We start from the raw sequence: 23270 nt of genomic DNA, 5'->3' as shown, positions 1-23270 counted from the left end.
CGGAGGCCGGGCCCCCTCGGGAGGGGGCCCGGCCTCCGTGCGTGCTGCCTACCAGTCGGCGATGTGGGCGAAGCCCTCCTCGCCGCCGACCGCGTCGGTGGAGGTGGCGGCGCCCCAACCGTGCGCACCGGTGTGGATGTGCGAGGTGTGGGCGATGCCGCCCCACTCGCCGGCCGCGAACACCGGGTGGGCCGAGGCGGCGAACTCGGCGCCGCCGGCCAGGCCGACGTGCGCGGACGCCGCCGGGGCGGCCAGGCCGGCCAGCGCCAGCGCGCCGACGGCGGTCAGAGTGACCTTGACCAGCTTGCTCTTCATGGATCTGCCCTCTCTTCCGGAGCGCCCCGTGCGGGCGCTCTGCCTCTGACGTGTGCTCCGGTCCGTTGCCGGGGGCCGGCCCTGACACGGGACCACACGCTGCCGTCCGCCGCGGCGCCCCACGCGCCCCGCCGACGGCCTGTCACCCGGCCGGACGCCGCGGGTGCGGCCCGGCCGGACGTCCGGCCCGATATGCCCGGAGGGCCCGGGGACCAGACGTCCCCGGGCCCTCCGTCGCGCCGTGCGGCCGAATCAGCCGATCAGGTGCGAGACACCCGCGTCGCCCGAGGACTGGGTGTTCTGGCCGACGTTGCAGATCTGCTTCGGGGTGCTGTTGAGGATCGGCACCTCGACCGGGACGGCCACGCCGAGGACGGCGACCGCGATGTTGTGGACCTCCGGCAGGCAGATGTTCGCGTTGTCGAGGGTGTGGAAGTTCGGGCTGTGGTCGCCGTGGGTGCCGGTCTGGTTGGTGCCGCCGTTGCCCTGGGCGGAGACGGCGGCACCGTCCGAGTCGGCGATGGCGGAGGCGGAACCGGCGGACATCGCGATGGCGGCGGCGGCCAGACCGGCGGCGGCGAGAGACTTCTTGATCATTTCGGTGTTCCTCTCAGGGGTGAATCGGGGAGCGATTCGAAGGGTGGATCAGGAGGGTGACGCAGCTTGGGACGAGCAGGTCAGCCGATCAGGTGGGAAACGCCCGAGTCGCCCTTGGTCTGGGTGCCCTGGCCCTGGGTGCAGTACTGCTTGCCACCGCTGTTGGCGATCGGGACCTCGACCGGGACGGCCACGCCGAGGACGCCGACCGCGATGTTGTGGATCTCGGGCAGGCAGACGTTCGCGTTGTCCAGGAAGTGGAAGTTCGGGCTGTGGTCACCGACGGTGCCGGTGAAGTTGGTGCCGCCGTTGCCCTGGAACGACCCGGCGGAGCCGTCCGAGTCACCGATGGCCGAGGCCGGCGCCGCGGCGACGGCCAGCGCGGCGGCGGCCAGGCCGGCGGCCGCGAAGGACTTCTGGATCATGGGGAGATCCCTCTCTGAAAAGCTCTTGGTTTCCGTGCGTACAACGCGTACAACGCTCAGACCCGGTCTGCGGTCACTGACGCTCAGATCAAAGAATGACGGCACGGAAGGTTACGGGGATTTCTGAAAAGAGTCCGGGAGGCGCGACGGCCGGGTGTTTCTTGTCGGATTATTAGCCCGAACCGGCTAACGGCCGCAATCCGGGATCCGGGTGGCTCGTTGAGCACATTGCTTTCGGCTGCGCCCGCGCAGCCTTCCCTGTAGAGATCTCCACTACGGACAGGCAGAACGGTGAAAAGCATGAGGTTCTCCAAGCGGGCCGGCGCGATGCTGCTGGCGGTCGGTGCGGGCATGCTCGCCTCCCAGGGGGCGGCCTCCGCCGCCCCGGTCGGCCCCGAGCAGGTGGGGGCCCTGGAGGAGCAGCTGGCCACCCAGCAGGTGCCGGTGGACATCCCGCTGGCGCCGCTGGACAGCCGGATCTCCGGCGGCATCCCGACCTCGCTGGTGATGCCCCCGGTGCCCGCCCACACCACCGGGGACGCGCTGATCCCGGAGCGCATCGTGCCGCCGCTGGGCACCGGCCGGGTCGGTCCGACCGCCAAGGCCGAGCTGCCGCTGCCGCTGCTGGACCAGGGCGCCGACCTCGGCGAGCTGCTGCTGGACGCCCCGGCGGCGCCGCTGCACGCCGACACCCCCGGGATCGGTCTCGGCAAGCCGCTGTCGCTGGCCAAGGACGGCACCGGCCAGCTCGCCGACGGCCGGGTCAAGGTGGACGAGATCGACCCGCGGCTGGTGACCGGCGCGGTGCAGGCGGTGCCCGGAGCCAGCGCCACGCTGGGCAACGAGGACGAGCGGATCTCGGTGACCGACTCGGTGGACAACCTGGCGACCACCACCACCGCGACCACCACCGGCGTGGTCCAGGAGACCGGTCTGGCGGGCCTGGCCCAGCTGTAGCGGACAGCCCGGAGCCCGGCACCCCGTGTCGCAGGACGGGGTGCCGGGCTCCGGTGTGCGCGGTGCCGGTGCGGCGGCTCAGCCGGGCAGCGTGCCGAGCACCCCGCCGACCAGCGGCAGGTCGCGCGGACCGCCGCCGGCGCTGAGCGGCCCGGTCAGCAGGTCGGTGCCGATCGGCGCCAGGCCGGAGTTCTCCGGCTGCACGGTCGCGCCGTTGTTCAGCACGTCGGCCGAGGAGTTCGCCCACGGGTCCAGGCGGAGGTCCTTGACCGGGGCCACGGCGTAGCCGAGCCCGGTCGTGGTGCCGCCGAGCGCCTGGTTGACGTCGGTCTTGGCCAGGGCGGCACCGCCCTCGGCGGGGGCCGCGTGCGCCGCGCCCGCGCCGGCGCCGCCGAGCAGCATCGCGGCACCCAGGGCGGCGGCGAGGCCGGCCCCGCTCTTCTTCGAAACCATGCGCAATCACCTTCGGGGGGAGGGGTGCCCCGGGCGGCCGGACCGCGCCCGGGTACGCCGAACCGCCCCCCGGCCGGCGGGCCGGGGGGCAGTGCGGGCGGAACGCGTGCCGATGGGGATCAGCAGTCGTCCATGTCGTGGTGGTGCTCGGCCTCCGCGTTGATGCAGGTGTTGCCGAACGCGGGGTTCAGCAGACCGATCACGTTGATGGAGTTGCCGCACAGGTTGACCGGGATGTGCACCGGAACCTGGAGCTGGTTGCCGGAGGCGACACCGGGCGAGCCGGCGGCGACGCCCTCCGCGCCGGAGCTGGCGGCGGCACCGCCCGCGGCGCCGAGCACCAGGCCGGCGGCGGCGGCGGAGAGGACGGCGGCCTTCTTCACGTTCTGCATGGGGGTTGATCTCCTAGATCACACACGGGTTGAGCGGGCCGCACCGCGCTCGTGGCGGGTGCGGCCCGGGCACGGCCGATCGACTGTCGCCGGTGCGGCGACGGCCGGGTCAGCCGTGGTTGACGCAGGTGTTGCCGAACGCCGGGTTCAGGATGCTGACAAGCCCGATGGAGTTGCCGCAGACGTTGACCGGGATGTGCACCGGGATCTGGATCTGGTTGCCGGAGAGCACACCCGGGGAGCCGGCGGCGACGCCCTGGGCACCGGAGCTGGCGAACGCGCCACCGGCCGCACCGACCACCAGGCCGGCGGCGGCGAGGGACAGGGCGGCAGCCTTCTTGAGGTTACGCATGTGGTTCTTCCTCCGATTTCTGCCCGACCGTCTGTGGAATAGTCGGGATCCGGGCGAGGTGAAATCCTGGCCCGGTGGCTTCTGGGAATGCCGTGATTGTCACTCGAGCGGCCCAGATGGCGCGTGTCGCCCGTGGCGCGGGCGATGAGCGGCCGCCGCGGTACCGTGCGCCGCGAACGTTTCCCGCACGGCCGGGAAGAATTCGCATCGACGCGCGACCGGGAGGAATTCCGGACGGGCTTGGACCGGCGGCGGATCTCCTCGTCGTAGCGGGCAGGTGGAGCGTGTTCCGACTGTGAGAACGAGGCAGTGCGCCGGGGGAAACGGTCGGATGCGGCAGTCACCCGAATGCCCGGCCGGGGGTCCGTTCCTCCGGACGGGTGACAGTGGGCATGCCCTCGCAACCGGCTCGACCGGGTCTCGTTGGAGATGTCGCACTCCCCGTGCATCTCTGTCGAACAGTCAGGAGGCTCCTTATGAGCATCAAGAAGACGGCCGCCGTCGGCGCCGCTGTTGTCGGCATCGTGGCCGCCGGTGCCGGTTCCGCGATGGCCAGCTCCGGCGCCGAGGGCGTCGCCGCCGGTTCCCCGGGTGTCATCTCCGGCAACCAGCTCCAGATTCCGGTGCACGTGCCGGTCAACCTGTGCGGCAACACGATCGACATCATCGGTCTGCTGAACCCGTCCTTCGGCAACACCTGCGTCAACAACGGCTGACCGTTCCTCGGTCCGGCCGGTGCGAGCCGCCGCTCCCGCGCTTCCCTCCTGGGGTGCGGAGTGGCGGCTCGCGGCGTTGCCGCCCCCGGTGCCGACGGCGGTCGCCGTCGGCACCACGTGCTTCCGGCGGCGGGCCGGGGCCCGGCCCGCTCCGGCCCGCGGCCGATCCGTCCACGACCCGCCCGTCCGGCCACTGGACGGGCTGCCCGCCCGTGCGGCGGGCGGGGTGTCGTAGGCTCGCCCGGCGTCGCGGTGTCGGTCGGCGCGCCGGACGCGAGTGGGGCGGGGAGTACCAGAGCTGATGAGCACGGCATCGAGCACCGAGTCGTCGGGCGGGGGCGCGGGCGTGTCCTCGTCGTCCTCCCCTTCGTCCTCCCCGTCGTCGCCGTCCGGGTCGGTGGACCCGGAGGAGACCGCTCGGCCGGACACCCCGGCCCCGGGCCCGGGCCGGATCGGTGCCCTGGTCGACCGCTTCGCGCCGGCGCTCGGCGCGTACGCGGTGGTCAAGGCGACCGGGCTGACCGTCTTCCTGCTGCTGCTCTCGCACACCGAGGACTTCCTGAAGAAGGACCCGGGGCGCGGCGGCGGTGCCCACCCCTGGGACGTGCTCGGCACCTGGGACGGCATCTGGTACCAGCGGATCGCGGAGAACGGCTACGACCCGCAGCTGATCCCGCTGCACGGCTACCCGCTGGCCACCTACTACGAGAACTCGGCGGCGTTCTTCCCGCTCTACCCCTGGCTGATGCGGCTGGTGGGGGCGGTGACCGGGCTCGGACCGTACGGCTCGGGGATCGTCGTCTCGGTGCTGGCCTCCTTCGTCGCCGCCGCCGGGATCTTCGCGATCGCCGAGCGGCTGGGCGGCTTCCGGGCCGGTGTGACTGCGGCGGTGATCTGGGGCCTGTTCCCGGGTTCGGGCGTGGAGTGGGCGGTCTACTCCGACTCCCTGTTCGTCGCCCTCTCGGCCTGGGCCTGCTACTGCGTGATGACCCGCCGCTGGCCGGCCGCCGGCACGCTCGCCCTGGTGGCCGGACTCAACCGGCCGACGGCGGCCACGGTGATCGCCGCCGTCTCGATCTCGGCGCTGGTGGCGCTGGTGCGGCGCACCGACGGGGTGGCCCGGCCGCTGACCGCGATGCTGATCACCCCGTGGGGCATGCTCGGCTACATCGCCTGGGTCGGCTGGCGGATGGGCGACTGGACCGGTTACTTCAAGCTCCAGCGCGGCGCCTGGAACCGCTACTTCGACTGGGGCGCGTCCACCCTGAGCAGCACCCTGGACACGATCACCGGGCACTGGACGTTCTGGCAGTCCAATCCGGCGCCGGACCTCATCGCGGTCTGCCTGCTGATCGCCCTGCCCGGACTGCTGGTGCTGCTGCTGCGGCTGCGGCCGCCACTGGTCCTGGTGATCTACACGCTGCTGACCGTCTTCATGGCGCTGAGCAGCAACCAGATCTACGGCAACATCTCGCGCTACCTGCTGCCGGCCTTCCCGCTGTGCGTCGGCCTGGCGGTGGCGCTGCGCCGGTTGCGGCCGAGCACGGTGGCCGGGCTGTTCGCGATGCCGGCGGTGGCAGCGGGCTGGTACGCGGGGTACGCGCTGTTCGAGCTCGGCATCCCGTAACCCGGCGGCACCGGGGTCTGTGGAAAAACAGTCCCGCACGGGATCGTCCGTCGGCGGACGGTCGTTGCTAACCTCGAAGGCATGACGACCAGCCCGCCCGTGCGGCAGATCCGTGACCTCTCCGGCCTGCTGGACCATGCCAGCCATGTGCTCGCGACCCGGATGTCGGCCGCGTTCACCGAGCTCGGCATCACCCCGCGCGCGTACTGCGTGCTCTTCCACGCGATGGAGGACGAGCGTACCCAGATCCAGCTGGCCGAGCTGGCCGACCTGGACAAGACCACCATGGTGGTGACCGTCGACGAGCTGGAGAAGGCCGGGCTGGCCGAGCGCCGGCCGTCCGCCGTCGACCGCCGGGCCCGGATCATCTCGGTGACCGAGGCGGGGGAGCGGGCCGTCGAGCAGGGCACCGCGATCGCCGACCGGGTGCACCGGGACGTGCTGGAGGCGCTGCCGGAGGACGAGCGCACCGCCTTCGTCGCGGCGCTGACCCGGTTGGTGGGCGGGCCGCTGGCGGAGCCGGTGGAGAGCGAGCGGACGGTCCGCCGGGCCCGTCGTTCCCGAGGCTGAAGCAAGGAAGAGGATCATCCCCAGGAAGATTCTCTCGGAAGAGATAGTCCACAACAAAACCATCTGCTAACGTTCTACCCGGTAGCCGACCCACCGGGAGATCCGTTATGACCACGCACGCCCCGACCACTCGAGCGTCGAAGGCGGCCGCTCCGAGCGCGCCCGCCCCGACCCGCTCACGCGCCCTCGCCCTGGCCGTGCTCTGCGCGGGGATGCTGATGATCGTCCTGGACGGCTCGATCGTCACCGTCGCCCTGCCGGCCATCCAGCAGGACCTCGGCTTCACCCCCGCCGGCCTGACCTGGACCGTCAACGCCTATCTGATCGCCTTCGCCGGGCTGCTCCTGCTGGCCGGCCGGCTCGGGGACCTCGTCGGCCGCCGGAAGGTGTTCGTAGCCGGCCTGGCGCTGTTCACCGCGGCCTCGCTGCTGTGCGCGCTCGCCACCGGCCCGGAGCTGCTGATCGCCGCCCGCTTCCTCCAGGGCGTCGGCGGCGCCCTGGCCTCCTCGGTCAGCCTCGGCATGCTCGTCACGCTCTTCCCCGAGCCGGGCGAGCGCGGCCGTGCCATCGGCGCCTTCAGCTTCGTCGGCGCGGCCGGCGCGTCGATCGGCCAGGTCCTCGGCGGAGTCCTCACCGAGGCGCTGGACTGGCACTGGATCTTCCTGATCAACCTGCCGCTCGGCCTGACCGCCGCCCTGCTGGCGCTGCGCGTCCTGGCCCCCGACCGCGGCCCCGGCCTGCGGGCCGGCGCCGACGCCCTGGGCGCGGTGCTGATCACGGCCGCGCTGATGCTCGGCATCTACGCCGTCGTCGGCACCGCCGAGCACGGCTGGACCTCCGCGCGGACCCTCGGCCTCGGCGCGCTCGCGCTGGTCCTGCTGGTCGGCTTCCTGGTCCGGCAGGCCCTGGCCGCGACGCCGCTGCTGCCGCTGCGGATGTTCCGCTCGCGGGCCGTCTCCACCGCCAACGCGGTGCAGGTGCTGGTCATCTCCGGAATGTTCGGCTTCCAGGTCCTGGTGGCGCTCTACCTGCAGAACGTGCGCGGCTACGGGGCCGCCGCCACCGGTCTCGCCATGCTCCCGGCCGCCGTCGCCATCGGTGCCGTCTCCCTGCTGCTCTCCGCCCGGCTGAGCGCCCGGTTCGGCGAGCGCGCCGTCCTGCTGGCCGGCCTCGGGCTGCTGGTCGCGGCGCTCGGTCTGCTGTCCCGGCTGCCGGCCGACGCGGGCTACGTGGTCGACCTGCTGCCGACCATGCTGCTCGTCGGCGGTGGCGGGCTGGTGCTCTCCGGACTGGCCGCGCTGGGCATGTCCGGCGCCGGCGAGGCGGACGCCGGGACCGCCTCCGGGCTGTTCAACACCACCCAGCAGGTCGGTGCCGCGCTCGGGGTGGCCGTGCTCTCCACCCTGGCCACCTCCCGCGGCGACGCCCTGGCCGCCGCCGGCCGGCCCGAGGCGGAGGCGCTCACCGGAGGTTTCCGGCTCGCCTTCACGGTCGCCGCCGGTCTGCTCGCCCTGGCCTTCGCCGTCACCGCGATGCTGCCCCGTCCGAAGAAGTGAGGACCCCTCCGGGGCCGCCCGGGACCTGGCGGCCCCGGAGCGGCGACAGGTCGTTTCCGGTCGGCTTGTATGCTCCACCTGGCGCCGGGGCGGACGTTCCGGCCGCCGATCGTTCGAGGACACAGCCGTGAGAGGTGCGGGGATGTCGGGTCGCCGAGACAGGAGTCGGTCCAGCGTGGCCAGGCCGCGTTCGGAGGACCCGACCGGCTCGGCGGGTCCGGGTGCGTCCGGGGGCGGCTCCGCGGACGGCGCCGCCGCCGGCGGTTCCGGTACCGGCACGGCCGGCGCCGGTGGCTCGATCCCGGCGCCCCGGGCGGGCGGCCGGGCCGAGGCCAGGCGCGCGGCCCAGGGCAAGGGCGGCCGCGGTGCCCCGGGCGGCGACGGCGGGTCGAACGGCTCGGGCCACCGCAAGGCCGGCGGGCGCGGCAAGAAACCCGAGCGCAAGATCAAGAAGATCGTCGGCTGGACGGCCGTCGGCGCCCTGGTGCTCATAGCCGGGACCGGCGGGGCGATCTACCTCAAGCTCAGCGGCAACATCAAGACCATCGACTCGGACGGGCTCAGCAAGGACCGCCCGCCGGAGTCCGCGGCGGACGCCAACGGCAACAAGCCGGTGAACATCCTGCTGATCGGCTCCGACAGCCGGGGCGCCGGCAACTCCGACCTCGGCGGCGGCGACGCCGAGGGGGCCCGCTCGGACACCACGATCCTGCTGCACGTCTACGCCGACCACAAGAACGCCATCGGCGTCTCGATCCCGCGCAACACCCTGGTGACCATCCCGCCCTGCAAGCTCCCCAACGGCAAGTGGACCAAGGAGCAGAAGGGCAAGGACATCCTCTTCAACGCCGCCTTCTCGCAGGGCGACTCGAACGAGGGCAACGCCGCCTGCACCCAGAACACGGTGGAGAAGCTCACCGGGATCCGGGTCGACCACACCCTGGTGGTCGACTTCTCGGGCTTCGCGGCGATGACCAAGGCCGTCGGCGGCGTCGAGGTCTGCCTGCCCAAGGTCATCTACGAGGGCGACATCAACCCGAACCTCAACAAGCGGGGCGCCCAGGTCCTCCCGGCCGGACGGCAGAAGGTGGAGGGCCAGCAGGCGCTCGACTACGTCCGGCTGCGGCACGGCATCGGCGACGGCTCGGACATCGGCCGGATGAAGCGTCAGCAGGCCTTCATGAGTTCGATGATCAGCACGGTGAAGAAGAAGGGCCTGGAGCCCACCACCCTGCTGCCGCTGGCCGACGCCGCCACCAAGTCGCTGCGGGTGGACGAGGGGCTCAACTCGGTCGACAAGCTGATGTCCTTCGCCCTCTCGCTGAAGAACATCGACCTGCACGACCTCAAGTTCGTGACCCCGCCGTGGCGTTACAGCGATGCCAACCTCGACCTGGTGAAGCCCGACGTGGACAGGCTGTGGGAGGCCATCAAGGCCGACCGCACCCTGGACGGCAAGGACGCCACCGGCGAGCAGCCCGCCGCCCCGGAGGCCCCGGCGCCGGCGCCGGCCACCCCGGAGGCCCCGCCGACCACCACCGCGCCGCCCGCGCGCGCCGCCGCGGCCCCGGTCAAGGTCGCGGTCTTCAACGGAACGACCGTCAACGGGCTCGGTGCCAAGGCGGGTGAGGCGCTGAAGGCGGCCCAGTTCACCGTCACCGGCGTCAACCAGGCGAAGTCCACCAACAAGCTCACCACGACGATCGAGTACGGCGCCGGGCAGAAGGCCAACGCCGAGAAGGTCGCCGCGCTGTTCCCCGGGGCCACCCTCACCTCCACCACGGCGGCCGGCATCAGCGTCGTCCTCGGCAAGGACTACGCCGACGCCAACGGCGGCGCCGCCACGACCGCTCCGGGCACCCCGGTCGCCCCCGCCCCGCTGCCCAGCTCGGTCACCGAGGAAGCCCGTTCGGCGGACGACGACATCTGCGCCAACACCAGCTACGGCTCCGGCGGCTGACCCCCCGAAGCCTCCTCCCGACACCGACGGGCGGGGCCCCCGGCATCACGCCGGGGGCCCCGCCCGTCGAACGTCCCGCGGAGCCGGTCGGTCAGGGCCAGACCAGGCAGTACAGCTGGTGCCCCGCGTCGTGGAGGCGGTTCGCGAAGTCCTGCCACTCGTGCAGCATGCTGTAGATCACGAAGGCGTCGCGCGGGCCCCGGCGGTCGGGGACGGTGGACCAGATGAAGGCGGCGGCGCCGAGTTCGGTCTCGTCGGCCTTCCGCAGCGGTTCGACGACGTTGTGGGGGAGCTGGACGACGGCGTAGTCCGGGTGCAGCACCACCAGTTCCAGCGGGGGCACCTGGTGCAGCGGTACGCCCTGGATGCCGGTGAGGACCATCGCGCTCATGGTCTCCGGCTTGATCTTGGTGGAGAGGTGGCCGTTGGGCGAGCCGCTGGTCTCCATCAGATCGCCGAGCCGGCCGAGCGAACCGAGTTCGCCCGCGTCCAGGCCGAGCCCGCCGGGGCCCAGCGCGGTCGGGACCCGGGCCGCGGTCGCCCGGTCGGGTGCGCCGAAGTACTTGTACGTCACCCCCACGCGTCCCTCACCCCGCCTCTCACGGCCACGGCCGCCACGCCCCGTTCCCGCTCCCGTACCCCCGCGTGCGGTCTCGGCGGGCCGGCGGGGGCCACCCGCGGCCTCGTCGTAGCCGTCCTGCGCCTCGGACACTCGGACCATCCTCACCGGAATTCGCCGGAATCGACAGACCCCCGCACGTCCGGTGTCCTCCGGACGTGCTCCTTACCCGTCATGCGCCGCCGTACCCAGTCGAGGTACGCGGCAGTCCTCTTCACACCCCTGCATCGACCCGGAGTTCCTGCCCAGCCTCGCGGCCGGCCGAACCCCGGAGACACTCCGGGTACATAGTCTGACTGGTCCGGGTGCCCGGCGCAGCCAGGGGTCCTGTTGTACGGATAACCGTACAGACTCGGGCGCCCGGATCATCGTTCCAGATGATGAGGTCCGACATGCAGAGGTGAAGGACACGATTTGAGACCATGTCTCCCGTGAGCTACCCCTACGAAGCACCCCAGTCCCAGTCGCTCTTCGATCGTGCCTCGGTCGTCACGCCCGGCGGCGTGAACTCCCCGGTGCGCGCCTTCCGCGCCGTCGGCGGTACGCCGCGCTTCATGGTGTCCGGAACCGGCCCCTACCTGACCGACGCCGACGGCCGCGAGTACGTCGACCTGGTCTGCTCGTGGGGTCCGATGATCCTCGGCCACGCGCACCCCGCCGTCCTGGACGCGGTACGGGAAGCGGTCTCCCGCGGCACCTCCTTCGGCACGCCCGGGCAGGGCGAGGTCGAGCTGGCCGAGGAGATCGTCGCCCGGGTCGCCCCGGTCGAGCAGGTCCGCCTGGTCTCCTCCGGCACCGAGGCCACCATGTCGGCGATCCGGCTGGCCCGGGGCTTCACCGGCCGGGCCAAGATCGTGAAGTTCGCCGGCTGCTACCACGGCCACGTGGACGCGCTGCTGGCCGCCGCCGGTTCCGGCCTCGCCACCTTCGGCCTGCCGGACACCCCGGGCGTCACCGGCGCCCAGGCCGGCGACACCATCGTGCTGCCGTACAACGACCTCGCCGCCGTCGAGGCGGCCTTCCGGGCCCACCCCGGCGAGATCGCCTGCGTGATCACCGAGGCCTCGCCCGGCAACATGGGCGTCGTCCCGCCGCTGCCCGGCTTCAACGGCGGCCTGGCCCGGCTCTGCCGGGAGAACGGCGCGCTGTTCGTCTCCGACGAGGTGATGACCGGCTTCCGCGTGTCGAAGGCGGGCTGGTACGGCCTGGAGGCCGCGCACGAGGGCTGGGCGCCCGACCTGCTGACCTTCGGCAAGGTCATGGGCGGCGGCTTCCCGGCGGCGGCCTTCGGCGGCCGCGCCGACGTGATGGCCCACCTCGCCCCGGCCGGCCCGGTCTACCAGGCCGGCACGCTCTCCGGGAACCCGATCGCCACCGCGGCCGGCCTGGCCCAGCTGCGGGGCTGCACCGACGAGGTCTACACGGCCGTCGACCGGGTCGCCGCCGAGGTCTCCGGCCTGGTCTCCGCCGCGCTCGCCAAGGAGGGCGTGACGCACCGGCTGCAGACCGCCGGGAACATGTTCTCGGTGTTCTTCACCGAGGACGCCGTGACGAACTACGACGAGGCGAAGACCCAGGAGTCCTTCCGCTTCACCGCGTTCTTCCACTCCATGCTCTCCCAGGGCGTCTACCTGCCGCCGTCCGCCTTCGAGTCCTGGTTCGTCTCCTCGGCGCACGACGAGCGGGCGATCGAGCGCATCGCCGCCGCCCTGCCCGCCGCCGCCCGGGCCGCCGCCGAAGCGACCGCCTGAGCCACCGCCCGGGCCACCAGGCCCCGGCGCCCAGCCCTTACGAGTCCCAGGAGTACTGAGAAGTGAGCGCCAAGGACATCACCGTCGTCCATCTGATGCGGCACGGTGAGGTGCACAACCCGGAGGGCGTCCTCTACGGCCGCCTCCCGGGCTACCGGCTGTCCGAACTGGGCCGGGAGATGGCCGAGCGGGTCGCCGAGGACCTGGCCGGGCGGGACATCACCCACGTGGTGGCGTCCCCGCTGGAGCGCGCCCAGGAGACCGCCGCGCCGATCGCCCGGTCCCACGGGCTGGACCTCGCGTCGGACGGGCGGCTGATCGAGGCGGAGAACATCTTCGAGGGCAAGACCTTCGGAGTGGGCGACGGCTCGCTGCGCAACCCGTCCTACTGGAAGTACCTCACCAACCCGTTCAAGCCCTCCTGGGGCGAGCCGTACCTGGAGCAGGCGGTGCGGATGATGGGCGCGCTGGCCGCTGCCCGGGACGCCGCGCGGGGGCACGAGGCGGTCTGCGTGAGCCACCAGCTGCCGATCTGGATCGTCCGCTCCTTCGTGGAGCGCCGCCGGCTCTGGCACGACCCGCGCAACCGGCAGTGCTCACTGGCCTCGCTGACCAGCTTCACCTACGAGGGCGACCGGATCGTCTCGGTGGGCTACCGCGAGCCGGCCCGCGACCTGCTGCCGGCCCATCTGGTCGGCAAGGGCGGCAAGAGCAAGCCGGTGGGCAAGAGCTTCGGCGCCTGACGCCGGCTCCGGGGCCGGACGGCGGCCGATCCGGGGCGTCCGGTTCCGGGTACGCCGAGGAGGACCGGACGAGCGGAACGGTGTTCATGGTTCCCGATTCGGTGTAAGGGCCGTGTGAGTAAGACCTGGGTCACACTCCCGCGACACCCCGTGGATCGATCCCGCCGCAGGTCAGAGGGGGTCCGGCAGACAATGCCGGACCCCCCGGTACCTGCCCGTGACTCCATGCGAAACTTTTCACATGTCTGGCATGACGCGCCCCCGTCCCCGCCTCGCCGCCGCCGCGGTCACCGCCGCCGCTGCCGCGCTGGTCCTCACCGCCTGCAGCTCCTCCGGCTCCTCGGCCAGTGGTGACGGGCAGATCGGATTCGTCACCGCCAAGGGCAGCAACATCTCCACCGCCGCCGTCGGCCACCGCCAGGAAGCGCCGGACATCGGCGGCGACACCCTGGAGGGCGCCCCGGCCAAGCTCTCGGACTACCGGGGCAAGGTCGTCGTGCTGAACGTCTGGGGCTCCTGGTGCGGCCCGTGCCGCTCGGAGGCCGACGACCTCCAGCGGATCTGGGACAAGTACAAGGACCAGGGCGTGCAGTTCCTCGGGATCAACACCCGGGACACCGAGATCAAGAACGCCGTCCGCTTCGAGCAGGAGAAGGGCGTCACCTTCCCCAGCATCTACGACCCGGCCGGCGCCCAGCTGCTCAAGTTCCCCAAGGGCAGCCTCAACCCGCAGTCCATCCCGACCACCCTGGTGGTCGACCGGGACGGCCGGCTCGCCGCCCGCGCCGTCGGCGGCCAGACCGACGACGCCCTCGAGACGATGCTCCAGCCGGTGCTGGCGGAGCAGCAGCGGTGAGCGGGACGCTGCAGCTCGCCGACAACATCGGGACCATCCAGAGCGGGGCGCTGCTGGTCGCGGCGCCGATCGCGCTGGCGGCGGGCCTGGTGTCGTTCTTCTCGCCCTGCGTGCTGCCGCTCGTCCCCGGCTACCTCTCCTACGTGACCGGCTTCTCGGCCGCCGACCTCGCCGACGCGCGCGGGGCCCGGCGCGGCCGGATGCTGGCCGGCGCGGGGCTGTTCATCCTCGGCTTCACCGCCGTCTTCGTCTCCAGCGGCGCGCTGTTCGGCCAGTTCGGCGACACGCTCAAGGAGCACCAGGCGGTCATCAGCAAGGTGCTCGGGGCGCTCACCATCGTGATGGGCCTGGCCTTCATGGGGCTGGTGCCCGGTCTGAGCATGCGCGAGGTGCGCACCCACCGCCGCCCGGTGGCCGGGCTGCTCGGCGCGCCGCTGCTCGGGGTGGTCTTCGGGGTCGGCTGGACCCCGTGCATGGGGCCGACCCTGGCCACCGTCACCAACCTCGCGCTCAACCAGGCCGACGCCCAGCGCGGTGCGCTGCTGATGGTCTTCTACTGCCTCGGTCTCGGCGTACCGTTCATCGTGGCCGCGCTGGCCTTCCGCCGGGCGCTGGGCGCCTTCGGCTGGGTGAAGCGGCACTACCCGCTCGTCATGCGGATCGGCGGCGGCATGCTCGTCGTGGTCGGTCTGCTGCTGGTCACCGGAGTCTGGGACGCCATGGTGAGTGACCTGCAGAACCGGTTCGCCGGCTTCCAGATCGGAATCTGACCCGTGACCAACACGACGACCGACCGTGATCGGGTCGGTGACACGGCGCAGGGCGCCACCGAGGAAGCGGCCGAGCGGCTCACCACCGCCCCGGCCGAGTCCGACGGTCCGACCGGCATCGGCGTGGTCGGCTGGCTGCGCTGGATGTGGCGCCAGCTGACCTCGATGCGGGTCGCGCTGATCCTGCTCTTCCTGCTCTCGCTGGCGGCCATCCCGGGCTCGCTGATCCCGCAGAACGGCCAGAACCAGTTCAAGGTCGAGACCTGGAAGGCGCAGCACACCACGGTCGCGCCGATCTACGAGAAGCTCCAGCTGTTCGACGTCTACAGCTCGGTCTGGTTCTCCGCGATCTACATCCTGCTGTTCGTCTCGCTGGCCGGCTGCATCGTGCCGCGCACCTGGCAGTTCGTCGGGGTGCTGCGCTCCCGGCCGCCGGCGGCGCCGCGCAACCTGACCCGGATGCCGGTGTACGCGGCCTGGCGGACGGACGCGGACGCCGCGACCGTCAACGCCGCCGCCCACCGGCTGCTGCGGGCGCGGCGCTTCCGGGCGCACCTGGACGGCGGCGCGGTGGCGGCCGAGAAGGGCTACCTGCGCGAGGTCGGCAACCTGGTCTTCCACCTGTCGCTGTTCGCGCTGCTCGGCGGCTTCGCCTGGGCGAGCCTGGCCAGCGGCACCGGCGGCAAGCTGCTGGTCGAGGGCGAGGGCTACTCCAACACGATCACCCAGCTCGACGACTTCACCGGCACCCGGTTCTACGGGACCGAGGACCTCGACCCGTTCTACGTGAAGCTGAACAGGTTCACCTCGAAGTTCCAGAACAACGGCTCGCAGATCGGCAGCGCGCGGGAGTTCACCGCGAACGTCGACTACTACGAGGGCAGCGACCCGGCGAAGCTCAAGCAGGGGAAGATCGAGGTCAACCACCCGCTGGAGATCGGCGGCAGCAAGTTCTTCCTGATCGGGCACGGCTACGCGCCGAAGATCACCGTGCGCAACGCCGCCGGCGACGTCGTCTACACCGGCGCCACCCCGTTCCTGCCGCAGGACGGCAACCTGACCTCCACCGGCGTCATCAAGGTGTCCGACTACGGCGACAAGGACGGGAAGCGGACCCAGCTGGGCCTGTCCGGCTTCTTCCTGCCGACCGCCCCGGTGGCCTTCGACCGGAACACCGGCCCGCGCTCGCTGTTCCCCGGTGACGCGGACCCGGTGCTCGTGCTCAACGCCTACGCGGGCGACCTGGGCACCGACTCCGGCCTGCCGCAGAACATCTACCAGCTCAACACGAAGAACCTGACCCAGCTCCAGCAGGACGGCCAGCCGGCCAAGGTCCGGCTGAAGCCGGGCGAGGCCTGGGCCCTGCCGGACGGCTACGGCTCGGTCACCTTCGAGGGCTACAAGCAGTGGGCCAGCTTCAACGTCTCGCACCGTCCGGGGAACGCGATCGCGCTGACCGGCGCGGTGCTGGCGATCGCCGGCCTGATCGGCTCGCTGTTCATCCAGCGGCGCCGGATCTGGGTGCGGGCGGTGGCCCTGCCGGGCGGCGGGACTCAGGTCGAACTGGCCGGGCTGGGCCGGAGCGAGTCGGCGAAGATCGCCGAGGAGCTGGCCGCGCTCGCGGTGGACCTCCAGGACGACGCCCCGGCGCTCGACGACGAGTCCGACGACGAGTCCGACGACGAGTCCGAGGACGGCTCCGCGGAGGCCGACGAGGCCTCGGCACCCGCAGAATCCGCAGTTCCCGCCGATCAGAACTCCAAGGAGTAGACGGTGCACCTCGCCTCGTCGGTCGACCCGCAGCTGGCCGACCTGTCCAACAAGCTGATCTATTCGGCGATGGCGGTCTACCTGATCGCCATGTTCGCCTACATGTTCGAGTGGACCTTCGGTGCCAAGGGCGCCGTCGCCGTCCGCTCCACCGAGCAGGCGGGCCTGGCCGGGGCCGTCGCCGCGGCGGAGGCCAGGGCCAAGGGCGCCAAGAAGGTCACCGTCACCGTCGCCTCGGCGGGCGGCGGCACCACCACGCTCACCCGCACGGCGCTGGCCGGCGAGGGCGCGACGGTGGTGACCAGCGGGCGCGGCGACGAGGACCTCGACGGCCCCGGCGCGGCCGGCAGCAGCGAGAAGGCCGACCTGTCCGGCCGGATCGCGGTCTCGCTCACCGTGCTCGCCGCCCTGCTGCACGCGGGCGGCGTGCTCACCCGCGGCCTCTCGGTGTCCCGCTGGCCGTGGGGCAACATGTACGAGTTCTCCTGCGCCTTCGCGCTCGCCATGACGCTGGCCTTCCTCGGCCTGATGATCGCGAAGAAGCCGGTCCGCTGGCTCGGTCTGCCGGTCACCCTGGCGGTGCTGCTCACCCTGGGCGTCGCCGTCTCCGTGCTCTACACCGAGTCCGAGCAGCTCGTGCCGGCCCTGCACTCCTACTGGCTGGCGATCCACGTCTCCACCGCGATCATCTGCGGCGGCGCCTTCTACGCGGCGTTCATCACGACCCTGCTCTACCTGGGCAAGGACTCCTTCGACAAGCGGATGGCGGCCGGCCTGGCCAAGGGCCCGCTCGGCACCTCGCCGTCGATCTGGCGCCGGCTGCCCGCCGCCTCGACCCTGGACAAGCTGTCCTACCGGATCAACGCGCTGGTCTTCCCGCTCTGGACCTTCACCATCATCGCGGGCGCGATCTGGGCCGAGGCCGCCTGGGGCAAGTACTGGGAGTGGGACCCGAAGGAGACCTGGTCGTTCATCACCTGGGTCGCCTACGCGTGCTACCTGCACGCCCGCGCCACGGCCGGCTGGAAGGGACGCAAGGCCGCCTACCTGGCCCTCGGCGCCTTCGCCTGCTGGCTGTTCAACTACTACGGCGTGAACATCTTCGTGACCGGCAAGCACTCCTACGCGGGGCTCTGACCGGAACGGGAACCACACACCGGCCCGGCGCTCCAGACCAGGAAGCCGGGCCGAGGTGCGACGGGGGTAGTGCGTGCCGGGCCACCCGGTCCGGCACGGGGAGGAACTGAGGAGGAAATCGCGCAATGGAGTGCGACGAGGTCATGCTGACCGTCCGAATCACCGCCGCCGAGCAGCTGCTGCTCCGTCGGCTCGCCCAGGGGCACCGCAGCGACGTGTCCGAGGTGGTGGCGGACGGGCTGCTGGACATCATCCCGACGTTCGTCTCGCCGGCCGACGCCCACCGGCTGCTGGGTGCCCTCGCGGCCCCCGCGCCGTGCGCGCTGACCGTCTGGCTGCCGACGCCGCTGGCCGATCTGCTGGTGCCGGGCGCGGCCCGGATCGCCCAGGTGACGCAGGTCCGGATCGGTTCGGCCAGCGCGATGCTGGGTGCCGCGCTGCGGCTCTGGCTGGCGCAGGACCCGGGGCGGCTGGCGGAGAACCTCAGCGTGATGCACGCGGGGCGGCCGTCGTCGGCGCTGGTGGCGGCCTGACCCGGCGGCAGTAGCGGACGCGGGGCGGGGCGCGGGAGGTACGGGGGAGCGGGGAGCCGGAGGGTGCCGCTTCAGCTGGCGAGCGGCAGGCCGCGGCGGGCGGGGGCCGGGGCCGCCGCGGACTTGCCGCCACCGGCGGGGGTGCCGTCGGCCGGGGCGCCGGTCAGCCGGACCTCGGCCACCGTGCGGCCGTCCTGGACCAGGACGACCCGGACGGGCGCCCGGCGCCCGCCGCAGCCGTCCTGGGCGGACTCCGGTCCGACCTCCTGGACGGCCCGCACCACACAGGGGCGGTCCGGCGCGATCGGGTCGTGGAAGGCCGTCACCAGGTCCACCGGCACCACCCGGTCCGGGTGGTGCAGACGCTGCGCGGCCTGCCGGGCGGCCTCCAGGACCAGCATCCCGGGCAGGTGCCCGGGGGCCGGGTCCATCGGGTCGAACAGCACCGGGTGGGCGGCGTCGGCGCGCAGCAGCCAGCTGCCGGGCAGCAGCGCGGGGCCGAGCACCACGTCGGCGGCCTGCTGGCGGCCCACCAGTTCCGGCGCGACGACCTGTTCCGGGATCCGCGGCGGGGCGGCCGGGCGGCGGGGGCCGCGCAGCCGGTCGTAGGCGGCCGGGGAGAGGATCCGCAGGCCCCCGACACCGCGGCCGACCGGACGGCCGTCCCGTTCGATCTCCGCGTGCACCCGCAGCGCGACCAGCCGCCCGTGCCGCATCCGGACGTCGTGGCAGCTGATCCTGAGCATCAGCTCGGTGGGGGCGGCGCCGACCGCGAGGCCGTCGAGGCCGGCCGGGCCGAGGGTGTAGCCGAGTTCGTCGAGTACGGCGTGGTGGTCGTGGGGCACACCGAAACCGGCGTGCCCGACCAACAGGGCGGCCTGCCTGACGGTTTCGGCCATCAGCACCGGGTCGTGGTGCCGGTCGCCGGGCAGCCGGTAGAAGCCGTGCAGCCGGGGCCACTGGGCGCCCAGCAGGAAGTCGTACGGACCGGTGGACTGCCAGCCGGTGATGAGTACTTCGGCGACGGAGGAGCGGTGGACCAGCTGGCGGGAGACGGTCCGTTCGTGGAAGTCGTAGCGGCGCGGGCCCGGTTGGCCGGGGCCGGGGTGGGGATACGGAGCGTCGCCGTCCATCGCGGTGAACACTGGCATGACTGGCCCCACTCCCGGGTGTCGGTCGGCCGGCCGTACTGGCGGCCTGCGCAAAACATACAGGCCACCCGGTTTCTGCTCCCCCCGCGGGGTAGTCGCCGGCGCGCACCCGGCGGGTTCACCGTACCCGCGTTCCGGCCTGCGGTAACGGCCTGGGCGGCCCGCCCCGGACCTTGGGCGGGGGTCGGTCCCCTCTGGACGGCGGGGGCCGGGCAGGGGCTAGATTAGATACCAACCATGCGGTTTCGGGTGGGCGCGGCGCGCCACCGGCGGTCCGCAGAGGCGCCGCACCATCGACGACGGCGCCGTGACAGCAACCGGGCGAGCCGGAGCTCGCCACGGCCGGGGGCCGGAGGGACCGAGTGGCCAAGCAGGAACGGGCGGGACGGACCAGGCAGGCCGTGCTGCTGGCGGCGGCGGACACCTTCGCCGACGCGGGCTTCGAGTCGGCGAGCCTGGTCGACATCAGCCGCCGGGCGGGCGTCAGCAAGGGCGCGCTCTACTTCCACTTCGTCTCCAAGCAGGCGCTCGCGGACGGGGTCCGGACCGCGGCGGCCGACAGCATCGGCCTGGCCGTGCTGCGCGCGCTGCGCGGCCGGGGGCCGGCCGTCCAGGAACTCCTCGACCTCACCCACGAACTGGCCCGGCTGCTGCGCGAGGACGTGGTCGTCCGGGCCGGTGTGCTGCTCGGCCTCGGCGGCCGTCCGGCCGGCTGCGGGGTGGGGGCGGTGGTGTCGCCGGCCGGTTCGCCGCCGGAGCCCTCGGCGGACGCGTGGTGGAGCCTGACCGCCGTCTTCCGCGCCCTGCTCGACCGTGCCGCCGCGGCCGGCGAGCTGCGGCCCGGGCTGGACCGGGAGCAGGCGGCCGGGCTGCTGACCACCCTGGCGGCCGGGCTGGTGCTGTTCGCCGCCGAGTCCACCGGCCGGCTGGCCGCCGAGGCGGTCGGCGGCCTCTGGACGGTGGCCCTGCCGTCGCTCGTCCCGGCCGACCGGGTGGCGGACTACCGGATCTGAGCCGTGACCCGGCCCCGGTCGGAGGTGTTCAGCCGGGCGAGGGTCCGCGGCTCGACGAGTCCGGGCAGCAGCAGCGCCCAGAGATCGGCCATCCGCTGCAGCAGGTCCTTGCGGTCGGTCAGGACCTGCGAGCTGAGCTGGATGCCGGTCACCGCGCCGGTGATCACGCCCGCGGCGGCCGCGGGCCGCACCCCCGGCCGGAGCTCGCCGGCGTCCCGGGCCCGCTCCAGCAGCTCCCGCGCCGCGTCCGTCCAGCCCTGGTAGGCGCCGATCTGCGGCTGGGTGAAGGTGCCGTGCTCGATGGTCAGCCGGATCGAGCCGCGCAGCAGCGGGTCGTCCAGCAGCGAGTGGGCGAAGGCGTGCCCGAGGTCGATCACGGTCTGCATCGGGCTGTCGGAAGCCGGCTGCCAGGTGGCCAGCCAGGCGCCCTGGCCCTCGATCACGGCGAGCGCCAGCTCCTCCTTGGACGGGAAGTGGAAGTAGAGCGCGCCCTTGGTGACCCCGGCCCGGTCCAGGATCTCGGCCATGGTGGCGCCCGCGTAGCCGCGCTCGTCGAACACCTCGGCCGCGGCGCGCAGCACCGTCTGGCGGGTCGCCAGCGCGCGGGCCTGCCTGGCCATCGCAGTCTCCCTGGTGGTTCCGGTCGTCAGCTGCTGGATCCTACGGCGGCGGGCCGGGCGGCGGCCCGCATACCGTCCGGTAGGGACCCTTTCGAGCCGTTTCGGGCGGCAGTGCTGAGTTCCGGCCCCCGCCGGCCCCCGCTGGCCGCCCCGGTCCCTGGTCCGCGTTCCCCGGCCCCCGTCCCGGGGAACGCCGTCGGCCGGCCACCCCGGTACTGCGGGTGGCCGGCCGACGGCCGAGCGGTCTCCGTGCGGGCCCTCGGGCGAGGCGTCAGGCGGCCCACTGCCAGCTGACCGGCGAGAAGTACGCCGGACGGCGCTCCAGGCGCTGCCAGTTGGCGATCGGCTCGACCGGCGAGGAGGCGGCCGCCTGCTGGGCGGCCGCGGCGCGGGCCATCAGCACGGCGGTCAGGGCGGCGAGCTCCTCGTCGGAGAGCGAGCCGCGGACGATTCGGACGAGTGGTTCGGCGGAAGCGGTCATGGTCCGGATTTCTCCCGGCGTCAGTGGTGAGTGGGCGTCGGCGGGGCCGGCCGTACTGCTCGGCCGGGCGGCGCTGCTACATCGGGGGGTTGCCGTGCTTGCGGCTCGGCAGGTCCGCGTGCTTGGTGCGCAGCATCGCCAGCGAGGACGCCAGGACCTGGCGGGTCTCGGCGGGGTCGATGACGTCGTCCACGAGGCCGCGCTCGGCCGCGTAGTACGGGTGCATCAGCTCGCTCTTGTATTCCTTGATCTTCTGGGTGCGCATCGCGTCCGGGTCGTCGGCGGCGTTGATGTCCCGGCGGAAGATGACGTTCGCGGCGCCCTCGGCACCCATGACGGCGATCTCGTTGGTCGGCCACGCGAAGGAGAGGTCGGCGCCGATCGAGCGGGAGTCCATGACGATGTAGGCACCGCCGTAGGCCTTGCGCAGGATCAGCTGGATCCGCGGCACGGTCGCGTTGCAGTAGGCGTAGAGGAGCTTCGCGCCGTGCCGGATGATCCCGTCGTGCTCCTGGTCGACGCCGGGCAGGAAGCCGGGGACGTCGAGCATGGTGACCAGGGGGATGTTGAAGGCGTCGCACATCTGGACGAAGCGCGCGGCCTTCTCGCTGGCGTTGATGTCCAGGACGCCGGCCAGCGACTGCGGCTGGTTGGCGATGATGCCGGTGACGTGGCCGTCGATCCGGGCGAGCACGCAGAGCACGTTGGTGGCCCAGCGCTCGTGGACCTCCAGGTACTCGCCGTGGTCGACGATCTCCTCGATGACCTTGCGCATGTCGTACGGCCGGTTGCCGTCGGCCGGCACCAGGTCGAGCAGGGTCTCGTTGCGGCGGTCCACCGGGTCGTCGTTGACGACGGGCGGGGGCATCTCGCGGTTGTTCTGCGGCAGCAGCGAGAGGAGGTAGCGGACCTCCTCGATGCAGGACTGCTCGTCGTCGTAGGCGAAGTGCGAGACGCCGGAGACGCCGGCGTGGACGTCGGCGCCGCCGAGGCCGTTCTGGCTGATCTTCTCGCCGGTGACGGCCTGGACGACGTCCGGGCCGGTGATGAACATCTGCGAGGTCTCGCGGACCATGAAGACGAAGTCGGTCAGGGCCGGGGAGTAGGCCGCGCCGCCGGCGCACGGGCCGAGCATCACCGAGATCTGCGGGATGACGCCGGAGGCCTTGGTGTTGCGCTGGAAGATGCCGCCGTAGCCGGCGAGCGCGGTGACGCCCTCCTGGATGCGGGCGCCGGCGCCGTCGTTGAGCGAGACCAGCGGGGCACCGGCCGCGATGGCCATGTCCATGATCTTGTGGATCTTCTGCGCATGGGCCTCGCCGAGCGCGCCGCCGAAGATCCGGAAGTCGTGGGCGTAGGTGAAGACCGTCCGGCCGTGCACGGTGCCCCAGCCGACGATCACGCCGTCGGTGTGCGGCTTCTTCGCCTCCAGGCCGAAGCCGGTGGCGCGGTGCCGGCGCAGCGGCTCGACCTCGCGGAACGAGCCCTCGTCGAGCAGGAGGTCGATCCGCTCGCGGGCGGTCAGCTTGCCCTTGGCGTGCTGGGCCTCGGTGGCCTTCTCACTGGGGCCCCGGCGGACCTGCTCGCGGAGTTCGTGCAGTTCCGCGACTCTTCCCCGGACGTCCGTGGGGATCTCCGGGACGTCGTCGTCGACCGGTGCCTGGTGCACAACCGTCATCTCGAACCACTCCAAAGGTGAGGGAACTGTCCGACAGCCAACGTCTGCGATGCCCCCGGCTGCGAATCACTTCTTCACTTATGACTGTACGAGGGGCCGCGCGCTGGTTTCGGCGTCGATTCCGTACAAGGTCGCGTCCGTTTAGATGTCAGGGCTGCACAGAAAGCGAAGCGTTTCAGCCCGTCCGGCCGGTAGCTGTTCGATTACCCCGAGCTGTCGTCCAGATGG

General features: G+C 72.5%; 25 protein-coding genes. 14 read left to right on the top strand and 11 right to left on the bottom strand.

Annotation, left to right across the window (positions count from 1 at the left end; all coding sequences use genetic code 11):
* Nucleotides 1–48: 48 nt before the first annotated feature.
* From BI06_RS22540 to BI06_RS22530, 3 genes are all read right to left on the bottom strand, one after another.
* Nucleotides 49–315: a hypothetical protein gene (locus BI06_RS22540; RefSeq protein WP_030393798.1), complete on the bottom strand. Its 267-nt coding sequence runs from the start codon at nt 313–315 to the stop codon at nt 49–51.
* Between the two features lie 252 nt (nt 316–567).
* A complete protein-coding gene (locus BI06_RS22535) occupies nt 568–912 on the bottom strand; it encodes a hypothetical protein (protein ID WP_037779809.1) in 345 nt (114 codons plus the stop codon).
* Nucleotides 913–992: 80 nt separating this feature from the next.
* Complete coding sequence (locus BI06_RS22530) at nt 993–1337, bottom strand: hypothetical protein (RefSeq protein WP_030304790.1); 345 nt, start codon at nt 1335–1337, stop codon at nt 993–995.
* A gap of 300 nt (nt 1338–1637) precedes the next feature.
* Between BI06_RS22530 and BI06_RS22525 the strand changes: the two genes are divergently transcribed.
* Nucleotides 1638–2294 (top strand): hypothetical protein, encoded by a 657-nt coding sequence (locus tag BI06_RS22525; protein ID WP_043470878.1) that lies wholly within the window; start codon nt 1638–1640, stop codon nt 2292–2294.
* Nucleotides 2295–2372: 78 nt separating this feature from the next.
* Here the strand turns inward: BI06_RS22525 and BI06_RS22520 are convergent, their stop codons facing one another.
* The 3 genes from BI06_RS22520 to BI06_RS22510 all read right to left on the bottom strand — a co-directional run bounded on the left by BI06_RS22520 (nt 2373) and on the right by BI06_RS22510 (nt 3491).
* Nucleotides 2373–2747: a hypothetical protein gene (locus BI06_RS22520; RefSeq protein ID WP_043470875.1), complete on the bottom strand. Its 375-nt coding sequence runs from the start codon at nt 2745–2747 to the stop codon at nt 2373–2375.
* 119 nt (nt 2748–2866) lie between these two features.
* Nucleotides 2867–3139: a chaplin gene (locus tag BI06_RS22515; RefSeq protein WP_030393801.1), complete on the bottom strand. Its 273-nt coding sequence runs from the start codon at nt 3137–3139 to the stop codon at nt 2867–2869.
* A 109-nt stretch (nt 3140–3248) separates the two neighbouring features.
* Nucleotides 3249–3491 (bottom strand): chaplin, encoded by a 243-nt coding sequence (locus BI06_RS22510; protein WP_030393802.1) that lies wholly within the window; start codon nt 3489–3491, stop codon nt 3249–3251.
* Nucleotides 3492–3967: 476 nt separating this feature from the next.
* On the opposite strand from BI06_RS22510, the gene BI06_RS22505 reads away from it, so the two are divergent.
* The 5 genes from BI06_RS22505 (at nt 3968) to BI06_RS22485 (ending at nt 9920) form a co-directional block, all read left to right on the top strand.
* Entirely contained in the window at nt 3968–4207 is a 240-nt protein-coding gene (locus BI06_RS22505) for a chaplin (protein WP_030393803.1), read from the top strand.
* Between the two features lie 301 nt (nt 4208–4508).
* Entirely contained in the window at nt 4509–5834 is a 1326-nt protein-coding gene (locus BI06_RS22500; protein ID WP_107113381.1) for a hypothetical protein, read from the top strand.
* Nucleotides 5835–5915: 81 nt separating this feature from the next.
* Complete coding sequence (locus BI06_RS22495; RefSeq protein WP_030393805.1) at nt 5916–6404, top strand: MarR family winged helix-turn-helix transcriptional regulator; 489 nt, start codon at nt 5916–5918, stop codon at nt 6402–6404.
* Nucleotides 6405–6511: 107 nt separating this feature from the next.
* Nucleotides 6512–7960 (top strand): MFS transporter, encoded by a 1449-nt coding sequence (locus tag BI06_RS22490; RefSeq protein WP_043470870.1) that lies wholly within the window; start codon nt 6512–6514, stop codon nt 7958–7960.
* Between the two features lie 175 nt (nt 7961–8135).
* Nucleotides 8136–9920, top strand: a complete 1785-nt coding sequence (locus BI06_RS22485) for an LCP family protein (RefSeq protein ID WP_233290257.1) — start codon at nt 8136–8138, stop codon at nt 9918–9920.
* A 91-nt stretch (nt 9921–10011) separates the two neighbouring features.
* Here BI06_RS22485 and BI06_RS22480 read toward each other — a convergent pair whose 3' ends face one another.
* Nucleotides 10012–10494, bottom strand: a complete 483-nt coding sequence (locus BI06_RS22480) for a hypothetical protein (RefSeq protein WP_078879960.1) — start codon at nt 10492–10494, stop codon at nt 10012–10014.
* 467 nt (nt 10495–10961) lie between these two features.
* Here BI06_RS22480 and hemL point away from each other — a divergent pair, with 467 nt between their 5' ends.
* From hemL to BI06_RS22445, 7 genes are all read left to right on the top strand, one after another.
* Nucleotides 10962–12290, top strand: coding sequence for a glutamate-1-semialdehyde 2,1-aminomutase (hemL, locus tag BI06_RS22475; RefSeq protein ID WP_030393809.1), 1329 nt, complete (start codon nt 10962–10964; stop codon nt 12288–12290).
* 95 nt (nt 12291–12385) lie between these two features.
* The gene (locus BI06_RS22470; protein ID WP_051741728.1) at nt 12386–13033 is read left to right on the top strand and encodes a histidine phosphatase family protein; all 648 of its coding nucleotides are present in this window, start codon (nt 12386–12388) and stop codon (nt 13031–13033) included.
* Between the two features lie 250 nt (nt 13034–13283).
* The gene (locus BI06_RS22465; RefSeq protein ID WP_341845487.1) at nt 13284–13889 is read left to right on the top strand and encodes a TlpA disulfide reductase family protein; all 606 of its coding nucleotides are present in this window, start codon (nt 13284–13286) and stop codon (nt 13887–13889) included.
* Nucleotides 13886–14659 (top strand): cytochrome c biogenesis CcdA family protein, encoded by a 774-nt coding sequence (locus BI06_RS22460; protein WP_043470867.1) that lies wholly within the window; start codon nt 13886–13888, stop codon nt 14657–14659. Before BI06_RS22465 ends, BI06_RS22460 begins: the two co-directional genes overlap by 4 nt.
* Nucleotides 14660–14662: 3 nt before the next feature.
* Complete coding sequence (locus BI06_RS22455; RefSeq protein WP_043470864.1) at nt 14663–16429, top strand: cytochrome c biogenesis protein ResB; 1767 nt, start codon at nt 14663–14665, stop codon at nt 16427–16429.
* Between the two features lie 3 nt (nt 16430–16432).
* A complete protein-coding gene (ccsB, locus tag BI06_RS22450) occupies nt 16433–17566 on the top strand; it encodes a c-type cytochrome biogenesis protein CcsB (protein WP_030393814.1) in 1134 nt (377 codons plus the stop codon).
* 125 nt (nt 17567–17691) lie between these two features.
* Nucleotides 17692–18099 (top strand): hypothetical protein, encoded by a 408-nt coding sequence (locus tag BI06_RS22445; protein ID WP_030393815.1) that lies wholly within the window; start codon nt 17692–17694, stop codon nt 18097–18099.
* 71 nt (nt 18100–18170) lie between these two features.
* Here the strand turns inward: BI06_RS22445 and BI06_RS22440 are convergent, their stop codons facing one another.
* A complete protein-coding gene (locus BI06_RS22440) occupies nt 18171–19250 on the bottom strand; it encodes a ScbA/BarX family gamma-butyrolactone biosynthesis protein (protein ID WP_078879961.1) in 1080 nt (359 codons plus the stop codon).
* Between the two features lie 362 nt (nt 19251–19612).
* Here BI06_RS22440 and BI06_RS22435 point away from each other — a divergent pair, with 362 nt between their 5' ends.
* Nucleotides 19613–20263 (top strand): ScbR family autoregulator-binding transcription factor, encoded by a 651-nt coding sequence (locus BI06_RS22435; RefSeq protein ID WP_051741588.1) that lies wholly within the window; start codon nt 19613–19615, stop codon nt 20261–20263.
* Here BI06_RS22435 and BI06_RS22430 read toward each other — a convergent pair.
* The 3 genes from BI06_RS22430 to BI06_RS22420 all read right to left on the bottom strand — a co-directional run bounded on the left by BI06_RS22430 (nt 20251) and on the right by BI06_RS22420 (nt 23042).
* Entirely contained in the window at nt 20251–20883 is a 633-nt protein-coding gene (locus tag BI06_RS22430; protein WP_037779812.1) for a ScbR family autoregulator-binding transcription factor, read from the bottom strand. The genes BI06_RS22435 and BI06_RS22430 overlap by 13 nt on opposite strands.
* Nucleotides 20884–21154: 271 nt before the next feature.
* Nucleotides 21155–21364, bottom strand: coding sequence for an acyl-CoA carboxylase subunit epsilon (locus tag BI06_RS22425; protein WP_030393819.1), 210 nt, complete (start codon nt 21362–21364; stop codon nt 21155–21157).
* Nucleotides 21365–21440: 76 nt separating this feature from the next.
* Entirely contained in the window at nt 21441–23042 is a 1602-nt protein-coding gene (locus BI06_RS22420; protein WP_030393820.1) for an acyl-CoA carboxylase subunit beta, read from the bottom strand.
* Nucleotides 23043–23270: the final 228 nt, after the last annotated feature.

The organism is Kitasatospora sp. MBT66 (genome assembly GCF_000710405.2).
GTDB lineage: Bacteria > Actinomycetota > Actinomycetes > Streptomycetales > Streptomycetaceae > Kitasatospora > Kitasatospora purpeofusca.
Note: the sequence above shows the minus strand (reverse complement) of the source record. Positions and strands in the feature narration are given on the sequence as shown.